The sequence below is a fragment of the Pallidibacillus pasinlerensis genome (assembly GCF_009996845.1).
GTDB lineage: Bacteria > Bacillota > Bacilli > Bacillales > Caldibacillaceae > Pallidibacillus > Pallidibacillus pasinlerensis.
Map to the genome: position 1 here is coordinate 66,019 of NZ_JAACYS010000006.1, position 13,241 is coordinate 79,259.

Annotated in this window: 13 protein-coding genes; 3 read left to right on the forward strand and 10 right to left on the reverse strand. The window is 34.8% G+C overall.

From position 1 onward, the window contains the following. Positions 1-105: 105 nt before the first annotated feature. Both groL and groES read right to left on the reverse strand, forming a co-directional pair. Positions 106-1,731: a chaperonin GroEL gene (gene groL / locus GW534_RS02550; protein WP_161919488.1), complete on the reverse strand. Its 1,626-nt coding sequence runs from the start codon at positions 1,729-1,731 to the stop codon at positions 106-108. Between the two features lie 60 nt (positions 1,732-1,791). Then, a complete protein-coding gene (groES, locus tag GW534_RS02555) occupies positions 1,792-2,076 on the reverse strand; it encodes a co-chaperone GroES (RefSeq protein ID WP_161919489.1) in 285 nt (94 codons plus the stop codon). Positions 2,077-2,415: 339 nt separating this feature from the next. On the opposite strand from groES, the gene GW534_RS02560 reads away from it, so the two are divergent. After that, complete coding sequence (locus GW534_RS02560) at positions 2,416-3,075, forward strand: CPBP family intramembrane glutamic endopeptidase (RefSeq protein ID WP_161919490.1); 660 nt, start codon at positions 2,416-2,418, stop codon at positions 3,073-3,075. 40 nt (positions 3,076-3,115) lie between these two features. Further along, positions 3,116-3,352 carry a YdiK family protein gene (locus GW534_RS02565; protein WP_161919491.1) on the forward strand — a complete coding sequence of 79 codons (237 nt, stop codon included), beginning with the start codon at positions 3,116-3,118 and terminating at the stop codon, positions 3,350-3,352. A gap of 25 nt (positions 3,353-3,377) precedes the next feature. Here GW534_RS02565 and tatC read toward each other — a convergent pair whose 3' ends face one another. Together tatC and GW534_RS02575 are read right to left on the reverse strand one after the other, a co-directional pair. Next, positions 3,378-4,133, reverse strand: a complete 756-nt coding sequence (gene tatC, locus GW534_RS02570; protein ID WP_161919492.1) for a twin-arginine translocase subunit TatC — start codon at positions 4,131-4,133, stop codon at positions 3,378-3,380. A gap of 57 nt (positions 4,134-4,190) precedes the next feature. Beyond that, entirely contained in the window at positions 4,191-4,871 is a 681-nt protein-coding gene (locus tag GW534_RS02575) for a redox-sensing transcriptional repressor Rex (RefSeq protein WP_161919493.1), read from the reverse strand. Between the two features lie 353 nt (positions 4,872-5,224). Here GW534_RS02575 and GW534_RS02580 point away from each other — a divergent pair, with 353 nt between their 5' ends. After that, the gene (locus tag GW534_RS02580; protein WP_161919494.1) at positions 5,225-7,162 is read left to right on the forward strand and encodes an ABC-F family ATP-binding cassette domain-containing protein; all 1,938 of its coding nucleotides are present in this window, start codon (positions 5,225-5,227) and stop codon (positions 7,160-7,162) included. Positions 7,163-7,883: 721 nt separating this feature from the next. Here the strand turns inward: GW534_RS02580 and GW534_RS02585 are convergent. The 6 genes from GW534_RS02585 to GW534_RS02610 all read right to left on the reverse strand — a co-directional run. After that, the gene (locus tag GW534_RS02585) at positions 7,884-9,074 is read right to left on the reverse strand and encodes an RtcB family protein (protein ID WP_161919495.1); all 1,191 of its coding nucleotides are present in this window, start codon (positions 9,072-9,074) and stop codon (positions 7,884-7,886) included. Between the two features lie 557 nt (positions 9,075-9,631). Further along, positions 9,632-10,657, reverse strand: a complete 1,026-nt coding sequence (tsaD, locus tag GW534_RS02590; RefSeq protein WP_161919496.1) for a tRNA (adenosine(37)-N6)-threonylcarbamoyltransferase complex transferase subunit TsaD — start codon at positions 10,655-10,657, stop codon at positions 9,632-9,634. Beyond that, the gene (rimI, locus tag GW534_RS02595; RefSeq protein WP_161919497.1) at positions 10,650-11,105 is read right to left on the reverse strand and encodes a ribosomal protein S18-alanine N-acetyltransferase; all 456 of its coding nucleotides are present in this window, start codon (positions 11,103-11,105) and stop codon (positions 10,650-10,652) included. The genes tsaD and rimI overlap by 8 nt, the downstream gene beginning before the upstream one ends. A 12-nt stretch (positions 11,106-11,117) precedes the next feature. Next, positions 11,118-11,813: a tRNA (adenosine(37)-N6)-threonylcarbamoyltransferase complex dimerization subunit type 1 TsaB gene (tsaB, locus tag GW534_RS02600; RefSeq protein ID WP_161919498.1), complete on the reverse strand. Its 696-nt coding sequence runs from the start codon at positions 11,811-11,813 to the stop codon at positions 11,118-11,120. After that, entirely contained in the window at positions 11,794-12,267 is a 474-nt protein-coding gene (gene tsaE / locus GW534_RS02605) for a tRNA (adenosine(37)-N6)-threonylcarbamoyltransferase complex ATPase subunit type 1 TsaE (protein ID WP_161919499.1), read from the reverse strand. The genes tsaB and tsaE overlap by 20 nt, the downstream gene beginning before the upstream one ends. A gap of 558 nt (positions 12,268-12,825) precedes the next feature. Further along, positions 12,826-13,241, reverse strand: a 416-nt coding sequence (locus tag GW534_RS02610; RefSeq protein ID WP_161919500.1) for a transposase family protein, incomplete at its 5' end; no start/stop codon positions are given.

Consider the following 13,241-nt stretch of genomic DNA (forward strand, 5'->3'; position numbering starts at 1 on the left):
ATGTTCACGAGTAATAAAGTAATATAAAAAGAAGCTTCCCTTAAGTTTAAGTAACTTTTGGGAAGCTTCCTTTATATGATATATTATTTAGTCAAAACAGATGTTTTACATCATTCCGCCCATTCCGCCCATATCAGGCATTCCTGCTCCGCCTTTATCTTGCTCTGGAATGTCAGCAACAACTGCTTCAGTTGTTAAGAACATTGCAGCAACGGACGCAGCATTTTGTAATGCTGAACGAGTAACTTTAGTTGGGTCTACGACACCGTCTTCAACCATGTTTACCCATTCGCCAGTTGCAGCGTTGAAGCCAATGCCAACTTCTTCGTTTTTCGCACGTTCAACAACAACAGATCCTTCTAGACCTGCGTTTTCAGCGATTTGACGTACTGGCTCTTCTAATGCACGAAGTACGATATTGATACCAGTTTTCACATCGCCTTCAGCTTCAATAGCTGCTACTTTCTTGTACACATCAAGAAGTGCTGTACCACCACCGGATACAATACCTTCTTCAACTGCAGCACGAGTAGCGTTTAGAGCGTCTTCGATGCGAAGTTTACGTTCTTTCAATTCTGTTTCAGTTGCAGCACCAACTTTAATTACTGCTACACCACCAGCAAGTTTAGCTAAGCGCTCTTGTAATTTTTCTTTATCAAATTCAGAAGTTGTTTCTTCTAATTGAGCTTTAATTTGGTTAATGCGACCTTGGATATTGCTTGAATCGCCTGCACCTTCAACGATTGTAGTTGTTTCTTTTGTAACAACTACTTTTGAAGCGCGACCTAATTGCTCAACAGATGCAGATTTAAGATCTAAACCTAAATCTTCTGTGATTACTTGACCACCTGTTAAAATAGCGATGTCTTCAAGCATTGCTTTACGACGGTCACCAAAGCCAGGTGCTTTTACTGCAGCAACGTTGAATGTACCACGAAGTTTGTTAACAACTAGTGTTGCTAATGCTTCACCTTCAACATCTTCTGCAATGATTAATAATGGTTTAGATTGTTGTACAACTTGTTCTAATACAGGAAGAATTTCTTGGATGTTAGAAATCTTCTTATCTGTAATTAAGATATATGGATCTTCTAAAACTGCTTCCATTTTATCTTGGTCAGTTACCATGTATGCAGATAGGTAACCACGATCAAATTCCATACCTTCTACAACATCTAACTCAGTTGAGAAACCTTTTGATTCTTCGATTGTAACAACGCCATCTTTACCTACTTTTTCCATTGCTTCAGCAATTAATTGACCTACTTCTTCATCAGCAGAAGAAATAGCAGCAACTTGTGCAATGGACTCTTTTCCTTCGATTGGTTTTGAGATAGCTTTTAATTCTTCAACAGCTGTAGCAACCGCTTGTTCAATACCTTTACGAATTCCCATTGGGTTTGCTCCAGCAGTTACGTTTTTCAATCCTTCACGAATCATTGCTTGTGCAAGAACTGTAGCTGTAGTTGTACCGTCCCCAGCAACATCATTTGTTTTGCTTGCCACTTCAGCAACAAGTTTAGCACCCATATTTTCATATGGATCTTCTAATTCGATTTCTTTTGCAATTGTTACACCGTCATTTGTAATTAGTGGTGAACCAAATTTCTTTTCAAGAACTACGTTACGTCCTTTAGGTCCCAATGTAACCTTAACTGCATTAGCTAATTTATCTACACCGCTAGCCATTAAACGACGTGCGTCTTCACTAAATTTAATTTCTTTAGCCATTATGAATGCCTCCTATCGTTGATTTTTTTATTGTATAAAGTATTTATTTCGCAAATATTATTATTCTACAATTGCTAATATATCACTTTCACGTAAGATTAAGTATTCAGTTCCCTCATATTTTACTTCAGTACCTGCATATTTTGAGAAGATAATATGATCGCCAACGCTAACTTCTAGGTTTACGCGTTCACCGTTGTCAAGTACACGACCTGTTCCAACAGCTACAACTTTACCTTCTTGTGGTTTTTCTTTTGCAGTATCAGGTAATACGATACCGCTAGCTGTTTTTTCTTCTGCTTCAACTAGTTCAATTACTACGCGATCTCCAAGTGGTTTTAACACAATAAACAACCTCCTCAACATTAATTATAATTGTTAGCACTTAACCTCACCGAGTGCTAATCCCAATTAATATAATAATCATTTACTTCCAATTTTGCAAGTCTCAACAATTAAAATTTTACATTTTTTAAATACTTTTTCCAAATATTAAGTAATCCTTTACTTTACTAACTTAACATTCAAATAAATAATGGGTCTGATCTTGTGTATTTTTTCGACATCAATGCAGACAACATAAATATACAATTTTTTATTTGATTATTTTTCCATATAAGTATACGGTTAGTTTTAGGTTATTTATACTTTATTTTAAAAATAATTTTCTTGCAGGTGAAAAAATTGAAACGGTCATATAAAATAATCTTATTTTCTTATATTGTTATGTTGCTTTTACTCCAACCTGGCACAATTATCACCTATCAAGTCCTTCAATGGTTCGGATTAAAAGAAACACATAGCTTACAAATTGCAGCCCTTTCTATATGGTATTCGTTATGCTTTTCCGGCACTTTATTTATTTCTCTCTTTTATTTAAAGGATGAATTACGACAAAGTAGTCGGCAAAACTACTCCTGGATTAAAATTATCCTTTGGTCAATCGCAGGGGTGTTTCTTGCTCTCATCGCACAAACTATCGCGATTGAAATAGAGCTATTCTTCGGTTCGGAAGTTGGTTCAGAAAATACAGAAACGATACTTGCATTAATTAAACAAGCGCCTGTTTTCTTTTTCGTAACAGCGATTATTGGTCCAATATTAGAAGAAACGGTATTTAGGAAAATTATTTTTGGAACATTAAATCAAAAATATAATTTTCATATTGCAGCAGTTATAAGCTCACTTGTTTTTTCTTTAGCTCATTTTGAATTTGAACATGTTATCCTCTATTTTGCAGTAGGATTTGTCTTCGCCTATCTATACAATAAAACTAAGCGGATACTTGTTCCAATCCTTTCACATATATTAATGAATACAAGTGTGATTATTTTTGCTTTATAAAATCACAAAATTTTCCATTTAGATATTACGGAGGTTTAAGATGAATTTGTTAATCCAAGGTATCATATATTTTGTATTTGGTATCTTTTTCACCTATTTTGCCATCCATCATGTAACTAATTATGGATGGGGTTTTTTTGCTTATTTATTAGTCTTTTTAGCTACACTTGATATCGGTTCTAGTATTACTATTGGAGATCGAAAACTATTAAAAAATAAAAGAATCAAAATTAGAGGTTGTCCTTCATTGATGATACCCCTAATGAACTACAATTAGCAGGTTATATTATCACGGACAACCTTTAAATTTTATGAACACGATTTATTTCATCATCTTGTTCAACTTGGTTCACTTTTCGATAAGCAAAATTTGAAATCCAAATACTTACTTCATATAGCAGAAATAATGGAACCGTTACCATAATATGAGATAATACATCTGGTGGTGTAATAAGCGCAGCTATAATGAGTAATGCAAAGTAGGCATATTTACGTATTTTCTTCAAAAATGATGGTGTAATTATGCCAAGTCGAGTTAAAAAAAGTATAACGACTGGCAATTGGAATAAAAGTCCGAATGGAAGGGTAATTTGAAATAAAAATTCAAAATACTCATTAATACCAATGACCGCATTTAATTCCATTTGATTGCCGATATGGAACATAAAGTCAACAATGAATGGAAAAAGAATAAAATAGGAAAACGAAATCCCACTTAAAAATAATAAGATTGAAATTGGAATATAAGTTAGCGTAATTTTCCGTTCTTTCTCATATAAGCCTGGCGAAACAAAAGCCCAAAGTTGATACAAAATAAAAGGCGCTGTAAGTACACAAGCAATGATAAAGGTTATTTGAAAATATACTTTTAAAGGATCTGTCACTCTGAACGTATTAAGTTCTAATTGAGCTGCTGTATCCGTTTGTTGTAAATAAATAATTATCGGTTCAGCTAGAAAAAAACCGCCAACTAAAGTAACAATGAAAAAGCTAATAATATAAATTAATCTTCTTCTTAGTTCAGCGATATGATCTTGTACGGTCATTTTTTTACCCATAGCGTCCATCCTAACCGATTTACTTCAAGAAAGGTTTTTATACTAGAAAAAAATGTATTATACTTTTGACTCTTCGTTTTCCTCAACCGCTTCTGACTCCTCATTCGAGTAGTTTTTTATGAAATATACAAAGGACTGTAACTCAACTGCTAAGTCAATATGATGGACATTAATCGTTGGTGGTACATTTAATCTCGCTGGTGTAAAGTTTAATATCCCTTTTACATTTGTTTTAACTAAACGATCCGTAACCGTTTGGGCAGCATGTGCTGGTACAGTTAAAATAACAACTTGAATATCCTCTTTCTCTATTATTTCTTCAAGTTGGTCTAAACTGTATACGGTTACATCACTAATTTTTGTTCCTACTTTACCTTCATTTGTATCAAAGGCATAACATATTTTTGTATTATTATTTTTCGTAAAATTATACCGTAATAAAGCGGTACCTAGATTTCCTACCCCAATTAATGCTACTTTCGTTAATTCATCTTGATCAAGGGTTTTTCTAAAGAAATTTAATAAATATTGAACATTATATCCGTAACCCTTTTTACCTAATGCACCAAAGTAAGAAAAATCTCTTCTTATTGTTGCTGAATCAACTTTAACTGCCTCACTTAACTCAGCCGATGAAACTCGAAGTTTCCCAGTTTGATATAGATTTTGTAAAAAACGATAATACAATGGTAATCTTTTTGCTGTTGCTTTTGGTATTTTTATTTGTTCTGTTGCCATAAGTCTTTCCTCCAATGTTGTAATAGTCTTTTACCTCTAGTTGTATATTTGCCTAGAATAATAAATAATACTGTTAATCTTTGTTAACGTTTTCTTTATTTCTGGTTAACTATTATATTCGATAAAGAAAAAAAATATCCTTCTTTTTAACTTTACTTTATTTATGATACATAATTTTTCTGTAAAGTCTTACTTTTTGTTGTTATATAATAGTTTTAATTCTTATTTTTTCTGTCCTTATTTATCTACATCATATAAAATGATTATATAGTAGAAAAGATTTTTAAACTAATCGAATATGGAAAATAATATACAGACAATCTTTTCCAATAAAATTATTTGAGGTGTACGTCATGATTTTGCTACAAGTAAATCAGTTAACCAAATACTATGGTGCTGATCTAATATTACAAAATATAAAATTAGAAATCCAAACAAGGGATCGAATTGCCCTCGTTGGTCGTAATGGCTCGGGTAAATCGACATTATTAAAAATCATTGCAGGCGAAATAAATTATGACTCTGGAGAAATCATTAAACCGAAAGACGTCACTATCGGCTTTTTAGATCAACATACAGGTCTGGATTCTGATAACTCTATTTGGGCTGAGATGATGGAAGTTTTTCATGACCTACAAAAGATGGAACAACAACTTCGCCATTTAGAGCAACAAATGTCGAAGGAAGAGGTTTATAAAAATGAAACAAAGTATTCCAAAATATTATCGGAATATGATTTTCTGCAAAACGAATTTAAAGACAAAGGCGGCTATCAATATGAGGCAGATATCCGCTCCGTTTTACACGGATTGAATTTTGCAGATTACAGTTATGAAACAAAGATTTCCACTTTAAGCGGCGGGCAAAAGACACGATTGGCTCTTGGAAAACTGTTACTATCCAAACCAGACATTTTAATTTTAGACGAGCCGACTAACCATCTTGATATTGAAACCTTAACTTGGTTAGAACAATATTTACAAACTTACGATGGCGCGATTCTTATCGTCTCCCATGACCGGTATTTCCTCGATAAAGTCGTAAATCAAGTTTATGAATGTGCCAATAAAACATTAACACGTTATACAGGTAACTATAGTAAATATCTTGAACAGAAAGCTGCTAAATTTGAACGAGAATTGAAAATGTACGAAAAGCAACAAGAAGAAGTAGCCCGTATAAAGGAATTTATCGCTCGTAATATTGTCCGTGCCTCTACAACTAAAAGGGCTCAAAGTAGGCGGAAAATGCTCGAAAAAATGGAATTAATGGACAGACCTACAGGTGACGATAAATCTGTATCTTTTTCTTTTCAAATTGAACGACAAAGTGGAAATGAAGTATTAAATGTATCGGATTTATCAATTGGATACGGGTCGAACGTATTATCAAAAAATATCCAATTCCGGATAACAAGAGGCGACAGTATCGCACTTCTTGGCCCAAACGGCGTTGGAAAATCTACTTTATTAAAAACAATAGTAGGTGAACTTCCAGCCTTAACTGGATCGATGCAATTAGGTACAAATGTGACCATCGCCTATTATGATCAAGAACAAGCCGATCTTACTTCCAATAAAACTGTTTTGAATGAACTTTGGGATGAGTATCCCATGATGACAGAAAAGGAAATTCGAACAGTTTTAGGAAATTTCCTCTTCTCAGGTGATGATGTTTTAAAACCTGTCTCCACATTAAGTGGTGGTGAAAAAGCTCGCCTATCGCTTGCAAAATTAATGCTTCTAAATGCAAACCTTTTAATATTGGACGAACCAACTAACCACTTAGATTTAGACAGTAAGGAAATATTAGAAAATGCACTAGTCGATTATCCAGGAACGATCCTTTTCGTATCTCATGACCGTTATTTTATAAATCGGATTGCGACAAAAGTTTATGAACTATCTAAAGACGGTATAACAGAGTATCTTGGAGATTATGATTACTTTGTTGAGAAAAAAGAAGAGCTTCATGAATTACAAAGATTAGAAGAAGAAGAAAAACAGAAAGCTGGAAACTCCTCAACAGCGGAAAACATCGATAATAAATCCCGCTACGAATTAGAAAAAGAATTGAAAAGAAAAGAACGTCAACGACAAAGACGGATTGAAGAAATCCAAAATCGAATCGAACAGCTAGAAGAGTTAGTTGCGGAAAAGGAACAATTATTTCTTGACCCCGACGTTTATACAGATCATACAAAAGTTTCATCATTGAATGAAGAAATTAGTGAAGCTAAGAAAGAGATGGAAGAATTATTAGAGGAATGGGCACAATTGGAGGATGAATAAAAGTAAAAAAGGATAAATCGAGTAGGAGGGAGCGATTAACTCCCGTCCTCTCACACCACCGTACGTACGGTTCCGTATACGGCGGTTCAATTAAGATCATTGACGCAAGTCTTTATAACTTCCGTGAATAGCTGTTCTCTTTATGCCAGTGGTCACTCCACCCTCCAAGAGGTCTCCCACGGGATTCACCGTTTCCTTCCTCAAGTGAGGTACTACGTTTTCTGTGTTCATCATGACTCACTGAATGCCAAGGGCTATTCTCTCTTAATTGTTCGGTCCTTCTTAGTTGTTCTAGACCAACTAATACTATGACCTTTGCTGACTTCTGACGGTTCAGCTACTTATCACTAAGTAGGTTATGAAGAGTACTTCACATATCCGCCAGACCTCCCCGGGTAAGTACATGCACTTTCACACCATCTATCCGCCTCATTTACTCGATATGACCTTCGACAGAAAGAGCTTTGTTTTGTTATGCAAACTCACTCAATCATACCTAGCCTTATATGAGGTTCGTGTTCCTCGGACCGGTGTTTTGCCTCCAGCTTCCTTCAGATTCCGCGTCACCACGGACACCCTTGCTCTTGGCTAACCTCTACTTCTGTCTTCGGGGTTCGGGACTTACACCCTATAGTTCATGTACATGCCGGGCGCACATAAAAAAGAAAATATTTGTCAACGTAGACAAATGTTTTCTTTTTACTTTTATAAACTTAGTTGTTTACGCCTTAAAATTATAAAGGGGCTTAATAATTTGAGCGACTTCTATTGTGTCTTTTGTATTTTCAATGATCTCATCCATATTTTTATAAACAAAAGGTGACTCATCCAGCGTGCTCTTTTTTACAGAGGTACTCCAAATTCCTTTCATAGATTGTTGGAAATCCTTCATACTAACGGTTTTTCTAGCTTTAGTGCGACTCATCAATCGACCTGCACCATGGGGGCCTGAATAATTCCAGTCCGGGTTGCCCTTACCATAGGCAATGATACTACCGTCCCTCATGTTAATTGGGATAATTACTCGTTCACCTTTCTGTGCAGAGATTGCCCCTTTTCTTAAAATCATATTCTCCATATCAATGTAGTTATGAATAGTTGAAAACGAATCAGTCACTCCCCAGCCCATATTGCTTGTAATAATATCAACCATCGCACGTCTGTTTAATTCAGCATATTTCTGTGCAATCGACATATCATTCAAGTAACGTCTAAAACTTTCATTTTCCAAGTATGCTAATTCTCTCTTAATATTAGGCTTCTTTAATTTTTTAATTTCTTCTTCAAAACCCTCTTCTCGTCCTTCTTTTATCAACCTTTCCTTAAGCTCACGTTTCTTGTTGCCCAAATCTATCAATTCATCATATGCAAAGTTTTGATAATATTCAGCGATTTGCTTTCCTAAATTTCTTGAACCGCTGTGAATAACAAGAGCGACAGTATCGTCCAAAACTTCATTAAGTTCAATGAAATGATTGCCTCCACCTAATGTTCCAATACTGTTTAATGCTCTTTCCATATCAAAAGGAGCATAAATTTTAGTTAAATCTATCGAATGGACAAAACGATGCCTTGAATTTTTAGAGTGAATTTTAAAGCCACTTGGGACTTTTTTTCGAATTACCTCGTCTACTTGTGCATAATCAATTTCATCTTTATTTTTCTTAATGAAAGAAACCGTCATCCCACATCCAATATCTACTCCAACAAGATTAGGAACAACTTTATCCGTAATCGTCATAGTTGTCCCAACAGTACAACCAACTCCAGGATGATAGTCCGGCATAACCCTTATCTTTTCTCCTTTTGTGAATTCGTGATCACATAATTCACGAATTTGCGTAATTGCATCCTCTTGATAATCGTTCGTAAATACAATGGCCGTATTATATTTACCTTTTACTTCAATCACAAAAATCATCCTTTCTCGATTTTTGCCAACTTTAACAGGTCATAAAGTCGAGCAATCTATCATAAAAAAGCGTATTTGCAATCAAATCCATTCTTAATTATTAAGTTTACTTCATTTATAAGAACTTTCAAATTTATCCTTTTCCAAGTAACTTAATAACAAAGGCTTTTCTCATTAACAAAATATTTGTTGTGGATAGAATTTTTACCATAATCCTTAAATATCCACAAATAACTAAATAATTGGTTGATTGTATAATTTTCTAACTTCTGTTTTTAGTAACTTATTCACTTAATCCACATGATTATCCACACTTAAAACACTGAAAAACAAGCTTCTTACTTTATTATCCACATATTCCACAATAAAAAAGTAACTTATCCACAGTTTTTACTCACATTTATGTAAACCTTAATATATCTAGCTTGAACTATATTACTGGGAAAATTATTCACAAACAATTAACTGTAAAGCTTACTTATCCACATAATGCTAGACAAAAAATGGACCTCGTAAAAAGTTGAGGTCCCATATCCAACTACAATTTGATTTATAATTTATTTTATACTAAAAGATTCCAGATCCAATCCTGGATTCGCATTTAATGTATAATCTGCCCGTATTCCTTTCTCGTAAAAAACGCTACCGGCTGCTGCAATCATCGCCGCATTATCTGTACATAGTTTTAAAGGAGGAATAACAAGTTCGATACCTTCTAGGTTTTCTACAGCCTTCTGTAATTCAGTCCGTAACCCATTATTCGCTGCGACACCACCGGCTAATAAAATTTGTTTTACACCATACTCTTTAGCAGCACGAATCGTTTTTTCCACTAAAACTTCAACAACACTTTCTTGAAAACTGGCCGCTAAGTTTTCTGGTACAATCGTTTCACCACGTTGTTGCGCATTATGAACTGTATTAATAACAGCCGATTTTAATCCACTGAAACTAAAGTCATAAGACCCTTCCTCTAGCCAAGCTCTCGGAAAATCAATCGTTGCCTCACCTTCACTTGCCATTCGGTCAATATGAGGTCCTCCTGGATAAGGACAATTTAATACACGAGCCACCTTATCATACGCTTCACCTGCTGCATCGTCTCTAGTCTCGCCAATTACTTCAAAATGACCATGCTCTTCCATATAAATTAATTCTGTATGACCACCAGAAACGACAAGGGATAACAACGGAAATTGCATTTCTGTAATTAGACGATTAGCATAAATATGACCAGCAATATGATGAACAGGAATTAAAGGTAAAGAATGAGCAAATGCTATCGATTTAGCAGCTTCAACTCCAATCAATAATGCCCCTACCAAACCTGGTCCTGCCGTAACAGCTACTCCCGTTAATTGTGAAAAATCTAATCCAGCCTTTTTCATTGCTTCTTCAATGACAATTGTAATTTGCTCGACATGATGGCGAGAAGCAATTTCAGGTACGACTCCACCAAACCGTTTATGTGTTTCAATCTGGGATGCGACAACATTAGAAACAATCTCTGTTCCATTTTTTATCACGGCTGCTGCTGTTTCATCACAACTTGTTTCAATTCCTAGTATATATTGTTTATTCATATAAGTTCACCCACATTATTAAAGCATCTTCATGGTTATCCGTATAATACCCTTTCCGAATACCACCATTTTTAAATCCGTATTTTTTATACATATTTTGTGCTACTATATTAGAAACTCTTACTTCTAAAGTAGCCTTTTTCGCACCATTTGCTTTCATTGCTTGCATCATTTGATACATCAATTTGTCTCCGATTTTCATTCCGCGATATTCCGGTAAAACAGCAATATTTGTTATATGACATTCATCCAAAATAATCCACATACCGCCATAGGCTATTAATTTCCCTTCAAGTTCTGCACCAATATATAATGCATAAGGATTCATCGTCATCTCTCTTACAAATGCATCACGGGTCCATGGTATTGAAAACGAAGCATTTTCAATTTTCAAAATATCATCGACATCATGAATAGATAATTGTCTAAAATACGGTTCAATCGCCATAAGCCTACCTCTCTAAACTTCCCGGTTTTCGTCTCTCCACTTCGCTTCTGCTTCTGTTAACCGTAAATAATTCGGTTTAAATAAATGAGCTTCTTCCCCGTCTAAATCCTTCCCTAATAAACCAAGTTCTCCTGGTTTTGCTGTGTTTAACGAACTCGGAGCAAATTGGGCATTATTTAATAATATATTCGTAAACGTCTCTTTATGAATATTTGAATCGTCACCTACAAACAAGACAGGTTGATTATATTCTTTTAACCTATATCCCCATTCTTCTGCTGAACGATGTTTATCTTCTTCAACTAACATTAGTTTTTGATCTTCGTATTTATATAATCCAGTAAAAACATTTCCTCTTCTCGCATCCATAATCGGCGATATAAGACCTGGAAAATAGCGACCACTTGCAGCCATTAATTTCAAACTAGAAACTCCTACAATTGGAACTTTTAATGTCCATGCTAAAGTTTTGCCTATCGTTACACCAATACGTAGTCCAGTATATGAACCTGGACCATTGGCAACAACAATTTTTCCAATTTCGCTCTTATCAATACCACAATCTTTTAATAAAAAATCAATCACCGGTAATACCCGTGTCGAGTGATTACGCTTGATATTTGTTATATATTCCCCAATAACTTTTTCGTGATTAACAATGCCGACTCCTAATACATTTGTTGAAGTATCAATTGCTAATATTTTCATTAAAAAACTCCTTACATAATTCTTCGTAACGTTTGCCAATTGGTATAAACCGTAATTTTCTTTTTTGATCATGTAACAATGTTATTTCAACTTTCAAAAGATGTTCTGGTAACTGATCTTCAATTAAGTGTGCCCATTCAATAACTGTAACTCCATCGCCATGAAAATATTCATCGAAGCCTAAATCTTCATCTGAATCAGCTAACCGATAAACATCCATATGGTATAAGGGAATTCGTCCATTGGTATACTCTTTTATTATTGTAAAAGTTGGGCTATTTACCGTTCTTTTTATTTCTAAACCTTTTGCTAATCCCTTTGTAAAGGTTGTTTTTCCCGCGCCTAAATCGCCTTCTAAAGTTATAACATCACTTGGTTTTAAATGCACTCCTAACTGTTCTGCTATATTTAACGTTTCTTCAGTCGAAGAAACAATTACTTCATAATGTTCCATTATTTTATCCACCTACTTAAATTCTTCCCTTATTTCTCATAGAGGTATTGTCCTAATATTAGTATACACAAGTATTTACAACATTTTCCAAAGTCAACAAATTACAAAAAAATAAATTTATTATTTCAGCTATATACTCACCGTATATAGTCTAACATAAATTTATTCTCGGAAAAATTATCTTTTATCTGTTTCACATTAAAGTCTTTTACCGATTAGTTTCTTATGGTTCTTTGTCAAATGTTGGGGTTAGGTTTCCTGCCTTACACATAGTAGCCTTAACATTGTGCTATCCATAAGTCACATAACCAAACATCTATGATGATATGATTTGTTTTGTTGGCGGACGCGCATCCAGTGGCACGGCCTCAGTCTCCTCAACGCGCATGCTCGTTTGCGCAGGTCTATAGGATCGTGTGCCTGACGCTTCGCTTTCGGCACAAAGGCTTTTGCTGTTCCCGCAGGACTCTGAATATGCTTCACTGATTCTGCACCGCAGGAAAAATGTGAAACATTTTTGCGAGTCGCCGCCAACTTCACATCAAATTATCGAAATTTTCACCTTAATGAACAGCCTAAATAAAGCTTAGCCCTCATGACCCCCAATATCCTTTCAAATCGCCGTATAATTGTTGATGTTGTAGCACCGAATTGTTGGGCTGTTTCTTTGAAGGTTTTCGTTTTCACACTTCGAATATTTACCGCCTGATTCCATTCTTTTGAAAAACGTTTATATCGATTTATGATTGAGTTCTTTTCATAAAATCTCTTACCACATTCTCCGCACTTATATCTACGCTTTCTATAGAAGATATAACATAAGCGTTCAAACCATTTTAATTGCTTGATTTTCTGGATTCGATAATCATGAATTTTACGCGTTTTTTCACTACATTTTGGACATTTGTGGAGCTTTACAGGCATCACCACATAAATCGCAATTCTGTCCTCAAACTGTTCAATTTTTATGATAG